Source organism: Acinetobacter sp. TR3, from assembly GCF_027105055.1.
GTDB lineage: Bacteria > Pseudomonadota > Gammaproteobacteria > Pseudomonadales > Moraxellaceae > Acinetobacter.
In genome coordinates, this window is sequence record NZ_CP114264.1 from 507,645 (window position 1) to 525,558 (window position 17,914).

The 17,914-nt window shown below is 38.9% G+C and carries 18 protein-coding genes; 9 read left to right on the top strand and 9 right to left on the bottom strand.

The window, feature by feature from the left end:
- Nucleotides 1-68 precede the first annotated feature (68 nt).
- On the top strand, nt 69-893 hold the full coding sequence (locus O1449_RS02425; protein ID WP_269228820.1) for a YwqG family protein: 825 nt from the start codon (nt 69-71) through the stop codon (nt 891-893).
- A gap of 45 nt (nt 894-938) precedes the next feature.
- Here O1449_RS02425 and O1449_RS02430 read toward each other — a convergent pair whose 3' ends face one another.
- From O1449_RS02430 to O1449_RS02440, 3 genes are all read right to left on the bottom strand, one after another.
- Nucleotides 939-1,514, bottom strand: coding sequence for a xanthine phosphoribosyltransferase (locus O1449_RS02430; protein ID WP_269228819.1), 576 nt, complete (start codon nt 1,512-1,514; stop codon nt 939-941).
- Between the two features lie 88 nt (nt 1,515-1,602).
- Nucleotides 1,603-2,307: a DUF3108 domain-containing protein gene (locus O1449_RS02435; protein WP_420001492.1), complete on the bottom strand. Its 705-nt coding sequence runs from the start codon at nt 2,305-2,307 to the stop codon at nt 1,603-1,605.
- A gap of 195 nt (nt 2,308-2,502) precedes the next feature.
- Nucleotides 2,503-3,183 (bottom strand): hypothetical protein, encoded by a 681-nt coding sequence (locus tag O1449_RS02440; RefSeq protein ID WP_269239067.1) that lies wholly within the window; start codon nt 3,181-3,183, stop codon nt 2,503-2,505.
- Between the two features lie 287 nt (nt 3,184-3,470).
- Here O1449_RS02440 and O1449_RS02445 point away from each other — a divergent pair, with 287 nt between their 5' ends.
- Both O1449_RS02445 and O1449_RS02450 read left to right on the top strand, forming a co-directional pair.
- Nucleotides 3,471-4,358: an energy transducer TonB gene (locus O1449_RS02445; protein ID WP_269228818.1), complete on the top strand. Its 888-nt coding sequence runs from the start codon at nt 3,471-3,473 to the stop codon at nt 4,356-4,358.
- A 279-nt stretch (nt 4,359-4,637) separates the two neighbouring features.
- Nucleotides 4,638-6,830, top strand: a complete 2,193-nt coding sequence (locus tag O1449_RS02450; protein ID WP_269239068.1) for a TonB-dependent siderophore receptor — start codon at nt 4,638-4,640, stop codon at nt 6,828-6,830.
- Between the two features lie 72 nt (nt 6,831-6,902).
- On the opposite strand, the gene O1449_RS02455 is transcribed toward O1449_RS02450, so the two are convergent.
- From O1449_RS02455 to miaB, 4 genes are all read right to left on the bottom strand, one after another.
- Nucleotides 6,903-7,202 carry an antibiotic biosynthesis monooxygenase family protein gene (locus O1449_RS02455; protein WP_269239069.1) on the bottom strand — a complete coding sequence of 100 codons (300 nt, stop codon included), beginning with the start codon at nt 7,200-7,202 and terminating at the stop codon, nt 6,903-6,905.
- Between the two features lie 11 nt (nt 7,203-7,213).
- Nucleotides 7,214-7,699, bottom strand: a complete 486-nt coding sequence (gene ybeY, locus O1449_RS02460) for an rRNA maturation RNase YbeY (protein ID WP_087537278.1) — start codon at nt 7,697-7,699, stop codon at nt 7,214-7,216.
- A gap of 72 nt (nt 7,700-7,771) precedes the next feature.
- Complete coding sequence (locus O1449_RS02465; protein WP_005218240.1) at nt 7,772-8,848, bottom strand: PhoH family protein; 1,077 nt, start codon at nt 8,846-8,848, stop codon at nt 7,772-7,774.
- Between the two features lie 39 nt (nt 8,849-8,887).
- Complete coding sequence (gene miaB, locus O1449_RS02470) at nt 8,888-10,339, bottom strand: tRNA (N6-isopentenyl adenosine(37)-C2)-methylthiotransferase MiaB (protein ID WP_269239070.1); 1,452 nt, start codon at nt 10,337-10,339, stop codon at nt 8,888-8,890.
- 299 nt (nt 10,340-10,638) lie between these two features.
- On the opposite strand from miaB, the gene O1449_RS02475 reads away from it, so the two are divergent.
- From O1449_RS02475 to O1449_RS02490, 4 genes are all read left to right on the top strand, one after another.
- A complete protein-coding gene (locus tag O1449_RS02475; RefSeq protein ID WP_442865332.1) occupies nt 10,639-12,546 on the top strand; it encodes a transglycosylase SLT domain-containing protein in 1,908 nt (635 codons plus the stop codon).
- 27 nt (nt 12,547-12,573) lie between these two features.
- On the top strand, nt 12,574-13,260 hold the full coding sequence (locus O1449_RS02480) for a ribonuclease T2 family protein (RefSeq protein WP_004658910.1): 687 nt from the start codon (nt 12,574-12,576) through the stop codon (nt 13,258-13,260).
- Nucleotides 13,261-13,427: 167 nt separating this feature from the next.
- Complete coding sequence (locus tag O1449_RS02485; RefSeq protein WP_269228814.1) at nt 13,428-14,414, top strand: malate dehydrogenase; 987 nt, start codon at nt 13,428-13,430, stop codon at nt 14,412-14,414.
- 158 nt (nt 14,415-14,572) lie between these two features.
- Complete coding sequence (locus O1449_RS02490) at nt 14,573-14,815, top strand: DUF2789 family protein (RefSeq protein WP_241283369.1); 243 nt, start codon at nt 14,573-14,575, stop codon at nt 14,813-14,815.
- Between the two features lie 25 nt (nt 14,816-14,840).
- Here O1449_RS02490 and O1449_RS02495 read toward each other — a convergent pair whose 3' ends face one another.
- Nucleotides 14,841-15,368, bottom strand: a complete 528-nt coding sequence (locus tag O1449_RS02495; RefSeq protein ID WP_034600662.1) for a hypothetical protein — start codon at nt 15,366-15,368, stop codon at nt 14,841-14,843.
- Nucleotides 15,369-15,423: 55 nt separating this feature from the next.
- Complete coding sequence (locus tag O1449_RS02500; protein WP_269228813.1) at nt 15,424-16,044, bottom strand: 2OG-Fe(II) oxygenase; 621 nt, start codon at nt 16,042-16,044, stop codon at nt 15,424-15,426.
- A 119-nt stretch (nt 16,045-16,163) separates the two neighbouring features.
- On the opposite strand from O1449_RS02500, the gene O1449_RS02505 reads away from it, so the two are divergent.
- Complete coding sequence (locus O1449_RS02505) at nt 16,164-17,021, top strand: 23S rRNA (adenine(2030)-N(6))-methyltransferase RlmJ (protein ID WP_004658904.1); 858 nt, start codon at nt 16,164-16,166, stop codon at nt 17,019-17,021.
- Nucleotides 17,022-17,070: 49 nt separating this feature from the next.
- Nucleotides 17,071-17,904, top strand: a complete 834-nt coding sequence (gene pssA, locus O1449_RS02510; RefSeq protein ID WP_269239071.1) for a CDP-diacylglycerol--serine O-phosphatidyltransferase — start codon at nt 17,071-17,073, stop codon at nt 17,902-17,904.
- Nucleotides 17,905-17,914 lie beyond the last annotated feature (10 nt).

Genomic DNA, 17,914 nt, shown 5'->3' on the forward strand with positions numbered 1-17,914 from the left:
GCTCTGTTCCAGTATAGCCGATTGTTTTATATTAGATTCTATAAATAACGACATGGGTAATGAATACAATGAATTTTAAACCAGAAAGTTTGCCGAACAGTTTGCAGCCATTCTTAGAAAAAATTTCAGCTACTATTTTGCCAACAGTAACTTTACAGCTCAGTTCAAACGATGCCTTGACTGTATGGCAAAGTAAGATTGGGGGAGAACCGTACTTACCTTTGGATACTGCTTATCCTTTAGATTCTAATGGTAATCCTCTTGCTTTATTGGCTCAATTTAATTTTGCGGAAATTCCAAGTTTACCTAATTTCCCAGACAAGGGAATTTTACAGTTCTATATTGCTGCAGATGATTTGTACGGGATGAATTTCGACGACCAACAGCAGCAATCTGGTTTTAGGGTTTTATACTTTGATCAAGTGATCGAGGATACTTCACAATTAAGACAGGATTTTTCTGAGTTTGAGTTGGGTGAAGAGGATTATTTACCTTTTACTGGACAATACTCGATTGAATTTACCTTAACTACGCAACCAATCAGTTTGGGTGATTTCGCTTTTGCGCCGAAAATCTTAGGGACTGAAGACCTTTATGATTTTGAAGATCAATTTGAGGGTGGTGATTTTGAAGATGATTTTATCGAACCTTATCATGAACTTTTATCTGCAAGTGGACACCGTTTAGGCGGTTATCCATTTTTCACCCAAACTGATCCACGTCAATATAATGCAAATATTCAGGATTATATTCTACTATTTCAGTTGGATAGCGAAGATGCAGAGAATGAGATTATGTGGGGAGATTCAGGTGTGGGGAATTTCTTTATTCACCCTGAAGACTTAAAGAAACGAGACTTTTCCAAAGTGCTATATAACTGGGATTGTTACTAAATAAAAAAGCGGATGATCACTCATCCGCTTTTTTATTTTAAAAACTTATTCACTGATGAAGGTAACTTTGCCATCAGTCAAAGACTCAACACGCGCTAAAGATTCAACACGATAGCCTTTTTCAAGTAACACATCACGACCTGGTTGGAATGACTTTTCAATTACGATCCCAACACCAACAACCTCAGCATTTGCCTGATGAATCAAGTCGATTAAACCTAATGCCGCTTGACCATTTGCCAAGAAATCATCAATCACAAGTGCTTTATCACTTGAGTTGATGTGCTTGTTTGAAATCGCAATGGTGCTTTCAGTTTGTTTGGTGAACGAGAACACTTTAGAACGGTAAAGATCATCTTTGAGTGTTAAAGATTGGTATTTACGCGCGAAAATTACTGGAACACCCAGCTCCAAGCCAGTCATGATTGCAGGTGCAATTCCAGAAGCTTCGATCGTAATAATTTTAGTAATGCCAGCATCTTTAAAACGAGCAGCAAACTCTTTACCAATCTGTTGCATTAACACGGGGTCAATTTGATGATTTAAGAAAGCATCAACTTTCAAAACCTGATCAGATAGAACGATACCTTCATTTAAGATTTTCTGTTCTAAAGCGTACACGGGAGAATCCTCTAAACGGATGCTTTTTCAAGCAAAGGCATATTTTAAAAAGCATCTAAAAAATTGCAAGCTAAAATTGACCAGATGGTTAGTTGGTTTTACCCGAATAGCCTGTTAATAATAAGCCATAAGACGATTTACCATCATTATGTGCCATTTTTACAGGGAGATAATCCAGTTTTGGTGCTAACCAAAATACCGTATTACGTTCTGGTTTATCGTGTTGCATAACGACTTTAATGGTGCTGAACGTCCCATAATTGGTTTTGATGTTTTCAGTGCCTTGCTTAACAAAACGGCGTTCATCTAAGGCTTTTGCATCAGCAATTAAATATTTGGTTCTAAGTGAATTACTTTTTAAATCCTCACGGATTTGCAATTCAGCATTCAACTCATCTAACGCACCTGCTTGCCATGGGAATGAGCGAGCAGTGTCATCTTTTTTCGTATTCACAACTTTAGTGTTTGGATTAAAGTTAATACTCATGGTGTTGTTGTGAATTAAAATTTTACTGCTACGGCTAAATTTTTGTGATGTAATCTTATTATCCGCAAAACTAAATTGACTTGTTTCCGAGGCTGAGGCAATTCCGCCTGCTTTTGCACTAAACTGATAGGTCCAATTATTTCCTTGTTGCGAAAGTGTACGTGTCGCTGAACCGAGGTTTTTGTTGTTGTAGCTAAATTGATAGCTTGCTTGGAAAGGTGCCATTGCTAGAGCATGGCTAGACATGCTGACACTGAACAGGGCAGCCGACGTAATACTCACTACTTTCAATAATTTCTTTGTCATCACACTATATATCCTTTGAATGATCATCAATGAGCAATCATTCATTTATCATTACGATTTGTCGTTATTATGCCTGTAGATTATGAAGAAAAAATCAGGTTTTTTACTCAATGCTTGTTAATTTTTCGTATAAATCATGATGGTATTTGAGTAAGTGGCATAAATCTGAAATTCATACCACCCTGTTCAATACGATTATTTTCTAGTGTCTTTTTGCTGAATTGGCGTGACTTCTGTGTCATCTAATCCTTCTTCATCAAAGTCATCTTCATTTGGCGGATACAAAATGGCAGCCAAATTGACGTTCCCCCAAACAATCAGTTCGGCTGGACGGACTCTGGCGCGGTTCACATGAACTTTACTCAGTGTTTCAATAATACTTGCTTTCTTTTTAAACCAGCGATTTAAATCTAGATAAAGCAATTCATCTTTGACTGAAACAACTTCAAAATGCTCTAAGATTTTTCCTAGAGGATCTTCATCACGAAATTTTTGGTAATACCAAATCGCAATATAAAATCCCCATTTTTGGAAAATATTCTTAAATGATGCTTCAATCACTTGTGTATTACTAATTTGTTCGAATACCATCAGTTGAACATCTTTATTCATTTCCATTTGAATAAGTTTTAAATCAACGGATAAGGTGGTATGCAGCCCTTTGACATCAATCGTGGCATATAAACGTAGCCATCCATCATATAGATCAGCGTGTAGGTCTTGAATAATTCCAACTTTTTCTGTGACATAACGCTCCATTGTCGCATTGACAAAAACTTGTGAAAGTGCAAATTCTCTTTCTTCTTCAATGAATTCTTCTGCTTTTTGGTAAACTTTACGTAGACGTTTAACAACGGATGAAATTAGCGTTTGCATAAAAGTTGTTCCAGAAAGTGAATTGATTATAGATTTTTTGATGTTTCTAACCGAACTCAATCATCAATAAATCTGATGGCAATACCACGATCTTTGTATTAGCTAAAAAATAAAAATAAATTTCTGACTTGCAGTGTAGCAAAATTAATTGATACATTTTCATAAAATGATGGTACGGAAACACTGTGACTATAAGTGGATCACATTTTTTTAATATTTTGAATATTAGTTTGGTTTTATACGGTGATTGCTGTTGGGGATGAGACATATTTTGTCGCTTGAATACCATGTGGAATAAAAGAAATTTTCGTTCAGTACTGTCCCCTTACTGGTGGCAAGATCCAATTTTTATCGGGGCAGTTGCGTTAGCGATGCTTCTACATGGTGCTGTGCTTGCAATTCAGTTCGCAATGCCATCACCTACAGATACATCAACCAAAGAAATCGCAGTTACGGTTCGTACAAGTCAAGAAAAAGTCAAAGATGCCGACTTCTTGGCGCAAGCTGATCAAAAAGGTTCAGGTGATTTTCGTGAAGCACATCGTATGTCGAGTGATATGCCAGCTCCGATGGAAGCAGATGCGACAACAGGAGAGTCAGAGCTCGAGAGTTTAGAGAAAGTCCAGCAAAAACGAGAATTAAAATTTGAAGAAAAAGTGCTCATGACGGTTTTAAGCTGGCAGAAGCAAGCAGAGCAAACTGAACGTAAAAAAACCTTAGATGAGTTACAGAGTCAATTTCAAGCCAAAGCCGCGATGGTTGCGAGCTTGGAAGCACAATATTTACAACATCAGCAAAATTTTAGTCGTAAACAACGTATTAAAACAGTAGATGGGATTCAGGCAAAACAAGATGCATCAGCAGCTTATCTTGATAAATTTCGTCAGAAAGTTGAACTATATGGTAATCGTTATTATCCAGATGAAGCGAAACAACGACATTTATCGGGTGAAGTGCGTTTAATGGTCATTCTGAATGCCGAAGGTGGAATTCGAGCAATTCGTCTTATAGAAAGTTCTGGACATCCCATTTTAGATGAAGCGGCAAAAGCTTCGGTGCGCCGTGGAGCACCTTTTGGACCCTTTGATAACAATATGAAAAAGGACATTTCTGAATTACGAATTATTCGAACATGGCGCTTTGATCCTGTCGATGCGGAATTTGAAGTACATTAAAAGAGTGTACTTCTTTTTTGTTGTATTTTATAAAAATAAATAAAATAATAAAAATCAATGTTTTAATTTTTATAAAAACACGTAATTTAGATTATTAGATAAAAAACAAATAATTGAGTTTAATCGTTAGAGCTTGAATTGATAATAAAAACAATTATCATTTGCATTGTATTTTTGAGCTAATTCTCCTTTTGAAAATGAATGCATCCTTCTTGAAATTTATCGGGGGAATGAGATGCATGTTTTCAAGACCGTTCCCTTGCAATAAGGACATATTTCATGCATCAACCTCCAACTTTAAACCTGTTTAAAGCCCGCCCACTGGTATTGGCAATGGCTGCGATCCTGTTACCTTCATTGGCTTTTGCAGAAGAAGAAGCTAAAGAAAATGCAAAATTGCCAACGATTACCATCAAAGCAGAAGAAGGGGCTTTTGCTGTAACTGAAGGAAAGAAAAGTTATACAGCTAAAAGTACCAATACGTCGACCAAACTCAATTTATCGCTTAGAGAAACACCACAATCGGTCAAAGTTCTCACCCGTGAGTATTTGGATGATGCAAATATTACATCGTTTCAGGACTTGTTAAATAACGTCACAGGCGTGACTGTGAACCAGTGGGATGAACGTCAGTACCCAACAGCACGTGGTTTTGATGTTGACTATTATCTGTTTGATGGTGTTCCAAGCAATGTTGGAATGGAAGCCAATGATCCTGATTTAACCATGTATGATCGGGTTGAACTGGTGAAAGGCGCAAATGGTTTGATGACAGGTGCTGGGAATCCTGCAATTGCAATTAACATGATTCGAAAACATGCTAATGCGAAAGAGTTGACAGGGAATGTCAGCACTTCTTTGGGCTCATGGAATGCATGGTCAAGTTCAGCAGATATTTCAACACCATTAAATGCTGATGGTAGTGTCCGTGGTCGTGTCGTGGTAAAGCACGAAGACACTGACTCTTTTATGAAAGGGTATGAGAAAAATAATAATGTTGTATATGGGGTGGTTGATGCTGATATCACGGATAAAACCTATGTTTCTGTAGGTGCTGGTTATCAAAACCTAGAGAGGGATGGTGTACGTTGGGGAGGGTTACCAGCTTTCTATACCGATGGTACACGAACTAATTTTGACCGTTCGAAAACAGTTTCTTCTGATTGGACGTTTTGGGATACGGATACCACCACGGCTTTTGCGACATTGAAGCAGAATCTATTTAACGATATCAATTTGAATGTGAACTACGCTTACCGCGAAGTAAAACAAGACACGGCTTTATTATATCTAGGTTCAAGTTATTACAGTGACGGAAACGTTGTTCCAAACTCTGGGCGAGTAGATAAAGCAACCAATACGGGTTTTGGTTCATTGATGACTTGGTCAGATATAACAAAGACCAAAGAAAATAATATTGATAGCTATCTCTCAGCACCTTTTATGCTGGGGGGGGTAAAGCAGGAAATTGTTGCAGGTTTTATGTATAACCAAAGCAAGAAAGATAAGTGGTATTCAGGAACGCCGCCGATTGCATCAGGTGCTGTACTCGATTTTGATCATCCAAATATTCCATTAATTGGCGCAATTCAGAATAATAACTTGTATCAACCTCCAAATAAGACCACACAAACAGGTGCTTATCTTGCAGGCAAGTTTAGCTTATTAGAGCCATTGAAGTTAATTACAGGTGTTCGTGTATCTAATTGGAAATATGAAAGTGACGATGGTGTAGGCAATCGAGAATTTAATAATGAAGTCACGCCGTATTCGGGTTTAGTTTTTGATTTTCTTGATAATTATTCTTGGTATACAAGTTATACCAGTATCTTTAAGCCAGAAGATAAAAGAGATGTTAATCGCCAATACCTTGATCCAAGAGAAGGTAAAAGCTATGAAACTGGTTTAAAAGGCGAGTTTTTGGATGGGAAGCTGAATGCAGCTCTATCAGTATTTAAAACTCAACAAGATAATGTTGCAGAAGAGATTAATGGTGTTTTTGTACCCGATGCAAATGGCAACCCTACCAATGAAAAAGCTTATCGCAGTGTGGATGGTGTTGAAAGTAAAGGGGTTGAGTTTGAATTAGATGGGGAAATTAGAGATAACTGGAACCTGAGTTTTGGTGTTGCACATTTCAATGCCAAAGATGCAAAAGGTGAAGAAGTTCAAACTATGTCTTCAAGAACCAGTGCCAATCTCTTTACCAAATATACGCTCGATAAATGGAGTGTTGGTGGTGGGCTAAACTATAAGAGCAAATTTTATACTGGAGAAGGCAGTCAACGTATTAGCCAAGATGCATATGCTTTAGTAAACTTAATGGTGGGCTATGATATTGATTCAAATATTAAAGCGCAGGTTAACTTGAATAATATATTTGATAAAAAATATTATACGGGTATTGGGAGTAACAGTATGGTCTATGGTTCACCTCGTAACGTGACTTTGACGCTACGCTACCAATTCTAATTATCTTGAGAAATAAAAAAACGGCTAAATTCAGCCGTTTTTTATTGAAGATGTGGATAAGTTTGCATCTATTCACAAGCTATTTTGATTTGAATAAGCACGTTCAACTGTGCAGATTTCCACACTAAAATCCTGATACCATTTTTCTTTGCCCAAACGCTGAGCAACTAAATGTTCTGCATCGCGTTGCCACTGCTTGATATCTTCAAGACTGTTCCAGTAAGACAACGCGATTTCAAAACCATTTTCACTACACACTTCAAATTTGACACAGTTAAATTGACTCAAGGCTTTATTTCTCAGCTTCTGTGCCATTTCAGAGTAAGTTGCATCAAGTTGTTTGATCGTAGCTTTAAAAATAACGATATACATAGTGTCTTAAATTAGCTTTCATCTGCTTGATAAGGGTTGGCGATCCCTAGTTTTTTTAGAATCTCAATTTCTAAGGCTTCCATTTCTTCAGCTTCAGCTTCACTGGTTTCATGATCGTAGCCAAGTAAATGTAAAACGCCATGAACCAGTAAATGGGTGAAATGATCAATAGGTGTTTTTTGCTGTTCAGAGGCTTCTTGTAAAACCACAGGGATACAAATCACCAAGTCACCTAAAGGTTCAGCATCCAGTAAGTTGAGCATTTCTTCAGGAATATCGCTTGGAAAAGACAATACATTGGTCGGTTTGTCTTTTTCACGATATTGCAGATTCAGCTCATGGCTTTCTGCGAGGTCGACGCAGGCAATTCCGATTTCGCAGTCTACGTCGAGACCGACATGACGGAGTGTGGTTTCAATCTGCTTTTTAATTTGACCACGTTTTAGTGGTAATTCATTCGCTTGAAAGTCTTGTTGAAGACTTAAATTGATTTTCAAAATAGATCCTTAAAATCGTCCCCCTGATATGCGATTAAAGTATTGCAATAAAAGGGGGAGTGAGGGGGATTTTTAAATGTGTTGCGCATCTGCCGCAGAATCATTTTCTGCAATCAATGCTTCTTGTTTGGCTTTGCGTTCAGCACGAGCTTCAGCAGACAGGCGTTGCTGTTCACTGTCCCAACCTTCGTAGGCCTCAACAATTTTTTGTACCAATTGATGTCGTACCACATCACGGGAATGGAAACGAGTGATATGAATCTCATGGACATTTTCCAGTACACGTAATGCTTGTGCTAAGCCCGATTGTTGCCCACGCGGTAAGTCAACCTGTGTAACGTCACCTGTAATCACGGCACGTGAACCAAAACCTAAACGGGTAAGGAACATTTTCATCTGTTCTGGTGTGGTGTTTTGTGCTTCATCTAAAATGACGAATGAATGGTTCAGCGTGCGTCCACGCATGTAGGCAAGCGGAGCAACCTCAATCACTTGGCGTTCAATCAGTTTGGCCACTTTTTCAAAACCCAGCATTTCATATAGAGCATCGTAAAGTGGGCGTAAGTAGGGATCGATTTTTTGGGTCAAGTCACCCGGTAGAAAACCAAGTTTCTCGCCAGCTTCAACCGCAGGACGAACCAGTAAGATTCGTTGGATTTCATTACGTTCTAACATATCAACAGCAGCAGCAACTGCTAGATAGGTTTTACCTGTCCCTGCTGGGCCAATACCGAAGGAAATATCACTTTGTAAAATACGTTGCACATAACGCTTTTGATTGGCACCACGAGGATTGATTCGCCCTTTGCGAGTTTGCAGCCAAACGCTATCTAAGCCTGTATGTTCTTGTTCCGAATCATCCATGAAATCACGATCTGTCTGTGAACCTTGGATCATCAAATGTAAAACATCGGCACTGATTTGTGAGGAAATTTCTGATTCTTGATAAAGCCGTTGCAATAGTGCTTCGGCTCTTTCAACTGTTTCTATATCACCGTCTAGATAAAAGGCATCGCCTCGGTGAGTAATTTTGACATCTAAACGTTGTTCGATTTGTTTTAAATGCCCGTTATACGCACCGAGCATGCTTTTCAAACGTTCCATGGAAATTTCAGGGAACGTTACTGTACGTCGAATCGCTGCAGTCAAGAGAAACCCTTTTTGTTGACTTGTAAGAATACCCTTACATTACGCCACGTCAGGTTCAAGATTCAAGAGTTCACCATAAACTAAATTTAAAGTTTTAATTTCAGTGATCTCAATCTCTGCAAAACGTCCAACCCATGTCGCATCACCGATAAATGTAACCAAACGAGTATTGTCTGCTGTGCCAACCAATACATTTGGATCTTTATCCGAAACTTTCTCAATCAGCACACGTTCAATCTTGCCGAGCATGGCATCTGTTTTATCAATACTAGATTGTTTGATCACTTGCTGTACTTGTGCTAAACGATCTTTTTTGACTTGTTCAGGGGTGCTATCAGGTAGGTCAGATGCAGGTGTTCCCGGACGTTTTGAGTAAACAAAACTATATGAATGATCAAAATCTAAATCTTTAATGAACTGTAAGGTTTCAGCAAAGTGTTCATCTGTTTCCCCTGGAAAGCCGATGATGAAATCGCTAGATAAATGCATATCTGGGCGGACTTTACGTAATTTGGCAATTTTATCGATGTAGACATCAATGGTGTGGTTACGTTTCATGGCTTGCAGTACATCGTTTGAACCACTTTGTACTGGCAGATGTAAATGTGAAACCATTTGTGGTAAATCACGATAGCATTGAATTAAATCATCAGAAAATTCAAGCGGATGAGAAGTTGTATAGCGTAAACGTCCAATACCCGGAATTTCTGCAACTAAACGCAGCAGTTCAGGGAAAGTGCAAATTTCACCTTCAAACGTTTCACCACGATAGCCATTCACGTTTTGACCAAGCAAGCTGATCTCACGCACGCCTTTTTCAGCTAAGCCCGCGATTTCAGCCAATACATCATCGAGTGGACGAGAAACCTCTTCACCACGAGTATAAGGTACGACACAGAATGAACAGTATTTCGAACAACCTTCCATGATTGAAACGAATGCTTTAAAGCCTTCCACACGTGGCTCAGGCAAAAAGTCAAACTTTTCAATATCTGGAAAAGAAATATCAACTAATTTGATTTTTTCTTTCTTTGGTTTTTCAACTTGAGCTTGATGTTGATCCAACATTTGTGGCAAACGATGCAATGTTTGTGGCCCAAATACCATATCGACGTACGGCGCGCGTTTTTGAATATTGTCACCTTCTTGAGATGCAACGCAGCCACCGACACCAATCACTAGATCAGGATTCTGTTCTTTGAGTTTACGCCAACGACCTAAGCCACTGAACACTTTCTCTTGTGCTTTTTCGCGAATTGAGCAGGTGTTCATGAGCAGAATATCTGCATCATTTGGATTGTCAGTGAGCACATAACCATGTGAATCACCCAATAAGTCTGCCATACGATGACTGTCATACTCATTCATCTGACACCCTTGTGTTTCAATATATAACTTTTTAATTGAAACATCAGTGGTGTGCGTTGGCTGGGTAACAGTGTTTTCTGAAGCAGCTTTTACAGCACTTGGAATGAATGTTTGAACCGTCATGCAGGCTCCTAAACAAGGTGGATTTAAACAAACCGCGGATTATAGCAGTATTTTTACAAGAACGCAGAGAATAAAAAACTGACAAAAATGGACAGTTTGTGAATAAAAATGGATAAATTTTAATGAATATGAATCAGTAAGTTACATAACACAACAATAGTTGGAACTTAGACTTATTACACTATAATGGCGGGCAAAATTGAGCAAACGTATTGATGAAGATGAATAAACATCCCCAATTTACAACAATGGTTAGCAATAAAGTGAATAATAAGAAAAGCTTCCGTCGACTTGTTGCGATGGGAGGTGTGGTGATCTGCTCATCAGTATATGCTCTAGACGAACAATTTAATGATGCTCTACGTGCTGGAAGTTCTGGCAATGTTGCATTGCTCGATCAATACCAATATGAAATGCAAAATGATGCGCTAGGCTATTATCCAGAATATTGGAAACTCAATAACAATCTTGGATTACAACCCGCATCTTCAATTATCGCTTTTGCGCAACGTTATCCGCAATCAGCGATGGCTGAAAAATTAGCAGCAGATTATGTCGAGGAAAAAGTAAAACAAGCCAGTTTTAATGAAGTAAAACCTGTACTCAGCTATGTCACTAATCCTGACCAAGAAGAGAGTTGTGCGGTTGCACAAGTCCGTGCCAAAACGGGTGATAGTCTGGTTTTTGCTGAATATAAAGATATTTGGTTAACGACAAGTACACAGCCTGAATCGTGTAATGGTTTAGGGCGACTGATGTTATCTAGTCCTCTGATGACTGCTCAAGATCGTCAACAACGACTTTGGGGACAACTAAGAGCAGGTCAATCTGGTTTAGCGATTGCGACTGCTCAAACGATAGGTCTGGATTTGTCCTTGGCTCAGTTGAATCAGATCCAAGCGAATCCATTGGCATATTTATGGAATGCTCCTAAAGCTAGCAATACTGATTATGCATATCTAATTTTTGCATTGGGACGTGTCGCAGACAGTGATTTCACCAATGCTTTAGGAAATATTCAGCGTGTTGCACAAGATACTCCTCAATCTGTACAAAAATATTTATATCGTACGATAGGTTATGTGGGTGGAACGACGGTCATGAAGAATGGCTTTAACCGAGAAGTGTTAAATGCCTATGATCAAAGTTATGGTTATCCGTTTAGTCCAGAAGAAGCAGAAATTTATGCGCGCCAAGCGATTCGTTTTGGTGCTTGGGAAAGTTTAATTCGTGCAATTGATGCGATGTCAATCACGCAGAAACAAGAAGATCGTTGGCAGTACTGGCTTGCTCGTGCGTCTGAGCAGCGCTCAGATGCTCCTTCAAAGCAAGCTGCTCAACAGATTTACCGTAAGCTGGCACAAAGTGGAGATGATTATCATAACTTGCTAGCCAAAGATCGTTTAGGTGAACGTTATAATCATCAGCCTTATAACGAGCAACCAAGTTCACAAGATATTCAACGTTTAAACCAAAATATCCACTTTAAACGTGCATTCGCGTTAAAAAATATTGATGCGCCAGCAAATTATATTAATCGCGAATGGAATTGGGCAGTCCGCCAATCGTATTTGCAGCATGATGATGGTTTACTTTTAGCTGCCGCTAAGCAAGCGCATGATATTGGTTGGTATGACAGAGCAATCTATGCCGCAGACCGCACGACCTCGCGCCATAATGATACTTATCGTTATACAACACCACACCGTAGTAATGTCACGAGTCACAGTTACAATGCTGGTATTGATCCAGCTTGGGCATATGGTTTAATGCGCCAAGAAAGTCGGTTTGTTACATCAGCACGTTCACATGTGGGCGCAGGTGGTTTAATGCAAATTATGCCGAATACTGCAAAGTTAGTTGCACGACAAATGGGTGAAACTTATAACCCAGCGGCTCTCAGTGAAATGAATATCAATATTCGTTATGGGACATACTATCTGTCAATGATTCAAAGCCAGCTGAGTGGCAATGCTGTATTAGCAACAGCAGGTTACAATGCTGGCCCAAATCGTGCAAAACGATGGCAGCCAGATTTTCAAACCATGGCGGCTGATCAATACACAGAAACTATTCCATTGTTGGAAACACGTGATTACGTCAAACATGTGATGACCAATGCGACGCATTATGGTGTTGTGTTAGGGTTAGGCGCGCAATCCTTAGAAAAAAGGATGGGGACAATACCAGTGCGCAATGAACCTTAAAGAAGCAAAGACATTTAATTTGAAATAATGAAGTTTTTATATTTGATGAAATTTATGAATTTATTCAAGGGACGGTTAGTTCGATCATTGCAGATCTTGATCTGTTACTTGGTTATGTCACTTGCTGCGCCGTTACATGCTGCAGAGAACCCTGATATTTCGGGTTATGTGATGCATGTTCAAATGACTCCCGCAGCTTGTTCCTTTGATTCATCAAGACAAAAACAGCGTAAATGTTTAGAGGGTTATTCTCTTACTATCGCAAGCTTATTGCCAGAAGTTCCTTTAAATCGGGATTGTTCCACTAAAACTTCTGCGAAATTATCTCCCTTGCAAGCTAAAGTTGTGGCGCGTGTAATGCCCGATGAAAATGCACGTGTGCAACTTTGGCAAGATGTTGGAGGATGTATGTCGATGAATGCTAGTCAATATTTTAGAACGATTATTAATTTTGCTGAGCGCTTAAAAGTACCTGCTGATTTAACGAGTCCGAATACCATTGAAGTTCAAAAAGAAAACCTTCGACAACAATTCATGAAACTAAACCCCTCATTACCTCCTACAGGAATTCGCTTTACTTGTCAGTCTTCAAAATTTGATTCTATTTTGACTGAGATTCGGGTGTGTTATCAAAAAAATGGGCAATACAAACAATGTGCAAGTCATATTGTGACGGGATGTCCAAATGAATTTACAATTAAAGGCAGTTATTAAGCTTTTTCTTCAATTAATTTGTATTTTCTATCAGACTTTTGTTGAAATCCATTCTCTTTTAAATGCATCTGTGTTTGCTTTAGAGTACAATATTTGCCGTTTATGATAATTCGATTGAACCACTTTAGCGTTCAATTGTGCAAACGCATCTCATTGGAGAATATCACATGAAGCAACCCGTTCGTGTTGCCGTTACAGGCGCTGCAGGTCAAATTGGTTATAGCTTATTATTCCGTATCGCAAGCGGTGAAATGTTAGGTAAAGATCAACCTGTAATTTTACAATTGCTTGAAGTTCCTTTTGAGAAAGCTCAACAAGCGCTTAAAGGCGTAATGATGGAACTTGATGACTGTGCTTTCCCTTTATTGGCAGGCATGATCGGGACTGATGATCCTAAAGTTGCATTTAAAGATGCTGACTATGCTTTATTAGTTGGTTCACGTCCACGCGGTCCTGGTATGGAACGTGCTGACTTATTAAAAGTAAATGGCGAAATCTTTATTGGTCAAGGTCAAGCACTTAACGAAGTTGCAAGCCGTGATGTTAAAGTATTGGTCGTAGGTAACCCTGCAAATACAAATGCTTATATTGCAATGAAATCTGCTCCAGATCTTCCAGCGAAAAACTTTACAGCAATGTTACGTCTTGACCACAACCGTGCGTTAACTCAACTTGCTCAAAAAGCGGGTGTTGCTGTTTCTGATATCGAAACAATGACCGTTTGGGGTAACCACTCTCCAACAATGTATGCTGACTACCGTTTTGCAACTGCAAATGGCGAAAGCTTAAAAGACAAAATCAACGATGCAGAATGGAATAAAGATGTATTCCTTCCTACAGTTGGTAAACGTGGTGCTGCGATCATCGAAGCGCGTGGTTTGTCTTCTGCTGCTTCTGCTGCAAATGCTGCAATCGATCATATGCGTGATTGGGCATTAGGTACAAATGGTCAATGGGTAACTATGGGTATTCCTTCTGACGGTTCTTATGGTATTCCAGAAGGCGTTATGTTTGGTTTCCCTGTAACAACTGAAAACGGTGAATACAAAATCGTTCAAGGTTTAGAAATCGACGAGTTCAGCCGTGAGCGTATCAACTTCACGTTAAATGAACTTGAAGAAGAACGTGCTGCAATTGCAGACATGTTGAACTAATTTATCAGTTTGATAGATTGAAAAAGCACCTTTCATAAGGTGCTTTTTTTATGCTAAGTACACACAAAAAACAACAAGAAAATATAGGCATCTTTCTGTATGTTAGCAGTATTACTGTTAAATTATTTCTATTAAGTAACTTGTCTTGGAGAATAATAATGTTTGAACAACAACCGACATTGGAGCTTTTATTTGAACAATTAGGGCTTGGGGCAGATGATGCTGCAATTGAAAGTTTTGTGAAAACGCATCAGCTTAGTGCTGATCAGAAATTGCATGAAGCTGAGTTCTGGAGCGCGGGTCAGCGAGATTTTCTAAAAAGTCATTGGGACAAAGATGATGAATGGGCCATTGTGATTGATGAACTGAATCAACAGTTGCATGTAGACAGTACCAAGTAATGATTCAATAAAAATAAAGCTCACATCAGTGAGCTTTATTGCGTAATAGGGTACTAAACCATTCTTCTTTGCGGACTTCACCAAAAGCAGGATGAAGCTGCAATAACTCTAAATCATGTTCTAAGCAAGATACGTATTTCGTTAGCCAATACCGTGTTAATGCTGGTTCTTGCTTCGCAGCTGAAGCGTAAGCCAAGAAGAAATAAATCTCTAGGTGTTCTGTATATGCCAAAGGTTTAAGAATTTGCTGTGTAATTAAAGCAAAACGCTGCTCTTTAGTGAGCTCGAAGTAAATCATATATGCTTTAGCTAAACATAAAGACAAATTCAAATACAAGCTTAATGGCATTTCGTCGTATTCAATTCGTGCTTGTTCCAACAGTACGATTGCTTCCTGTAAGAAGTGTAATTGTTCCTGACGTACATGGCTGAGTACGACCAGCTGTAAACGCAGGTCAGCACGCTCTAAAGCAAGTTCAGGACTGTTGTTCTCTAAAAAGAGTTGGTCAGTTTCACCAATTCGTGCAATGACTTGTTTCGTCTCATTTGACATGTATTGATCCAGAATCATCAGTTATGCCTAGTTATATAAGGCTGTTTTCAGGAATTTAAAGGGCTTGGCCCTGATTCCAGATTGAGCCTCCACTGCGTAACCATGCAGTAATCGATAGACGTTGTTGTTTAGAAAGCAGAACTTCGTGCAATAAGTCACTTTGGAAAATTGCAAGGCGGTTTGATATTGGTTGAATAATATGCCACTGATCTTTTTTGTCCTGTAAGCGTAATTGTCCACCCCAATCTTCCTGCCAATCTTTATGTAGATAAAAAACGGTCGAAATCATTCGGTCATTTTTTTGTTGAGGATTATCACGATGTAAAGCATAAAATTCACCCGCGTTGTAGCAGGCAAAATGTGCTTCTACTTCTTTAATCCCAAGATAAAACGCCTGATTTAACGCTTGTGAGAACTCTTCTAAAGCTTGGATATGCTGTTGGGCAATCGGTAACTGACCATCAATCCATAGAATATGGTCACTACGGATATGACTGACAACGCCGTTTTGTACTCCTGCTGCTCTGAATTCAGCAAGATGGGTGCTACATTCTTGTACTAGAGATTCCACATATTCAGCCGAGTAGACATCATCAATTAGAGCAAAACCAAATTCATTTAAATCATCTAAAATTTGATTTAAGTTCCATGAACTTGTGAAAGAGGTTTGTTGCATAGAACTCCAGTTCATTAATAAGTTGATTACAGTGCAATTTTAGATGATCACATCAACGCTAAAGAATACTTTTTTCTTTCATGTTAAACTATCCTTTGAATTGAGGAATAATTGTCAACATGAATTACCGTCACCATTTCCATGCGGGTAACTTTGCCGATGTTATGAAGCATGTACTTTTGCTTCAACTGCTCGCTCGTTTAAATGCTAAAGATAAACCTTATCGATATATCGATACCCATGGTGGTGCAGGTAAATATGATTTATCTACGTCTGAAGCACAAAAATCAGGTGAGTTTTTAACGGGTATCCACCGTTTGGTCAAGCTTGATGATTCGATTAAACGTAATGCACCTGAAGGCATAAAACAATATCTTAAAATTGTTGAAGATATGCGTGCAGGTTCAGGTAAAGGCGCTTATCCAGGTTCACCTTGGTTTGCGCTTGAAGGCATGCGTGATATTGATAAAGCAACTATATTTGAAATGCAGCGTGATGTGTTTCAACAATTGTATTTTAATATTCGCGATAAACGTGCAGGCTTGCATGAGCGTGATTTTTATGAAGGCCTGATGGGTGTTATTCCGCCTAAAGAAAAACGTGGATTGGTCATGATTGACCCACCATACGAAATCGAGCGTAAAGATTTTCCGCAATTGGTTGAAATACTTCAAGCCGCTCATAAAAAATGGCCGACGGGTGTATTTGCAGTGTGGTATCCAATCAAAGATCGCGCCATGATTGAACGTTTTGAAAAGAAAATGTTCAAAACAGGAATTCGTCGCCAATTAATTTGTGAAATTTGTGTTTGGCCTGATGACACGCCAGTTGGCTTGAATGGTTGTGGTCTACTAGTGATTAACCCGCCTTGGAAATTCTCTGAAGATGCAGACCAAGCCTTACAATGGCTATTTCCGCATTTACGTATGAGTGAAAATGGTGGTCATGCCGCTGTGCGTTGGTTGGTGGGTGAATAACCCATCTCGCCACTAAAGAAGTCAAAATATTCTCGAGGAATTGAAAATAATGACAAATTCTCTTAAACCTGATGCTGATTTAAATAAAGAAGATCATTCTTTTGATGGCATCACCTTTGAAGTAGAAGAAGAAGAACAAACGCATGAAGGGCAAAAAGTAAAACGCCGTGGTATTTATTTATGGCCTAATCTTATTACTACAGCAGCATTACTTTCTGGTTTTTACTCCATTATTGCGAGTATGAATGGCAATTTTAATCAGGCGATTTACGCAATCTTTTTAGCTGCATTACTTGATGGATTAGATGGTCGAGTTGCACGCGCAATCGGTGCACAAAGTGCATTTGGTGAGCAGTATGATTCACTTTCTGACTTATTAGCTTTTGGTGTTGCACCAGCAATTCTGATGTATAGCTGGAGTTTACATGACCTTGGACGTATCGGTTTAGCCTGCTGTTTTATTTATACCGCGTGTGCTGCATTTCGTTTAGCACGTTTCAATGTACAAATTGGTGTGGTGGATAAGCGTTACTTTATTGGAATTGCGAGCCCATTAGCTGCTGTTACTGTGATTTCAGTGGTGTGGGTCGGTCGTGATTTCCCATTTGTTTTTGATTTAAAAGATATTGTGATTCAAGTAATCAACTCCGTTTTGATGGTTGGTGTTGGTTTACTTATGATTTCAAATATCAAATACTATTCATTTAAACAAATGGATCGTAAACGTGTACCTTTTGTTGTGATGTTGCCTGTGGTCTTGATTTTTGCCGCAATCACGTACAACATTCCAGTAGGAATCTTGATTGTATGCATTCTTTATGTACTTTCAGGCTTTGTAACGACTTTATTTGCTAAAAAGAATGAAGCAAAAATAATAACTTAGAAAAGAGAGG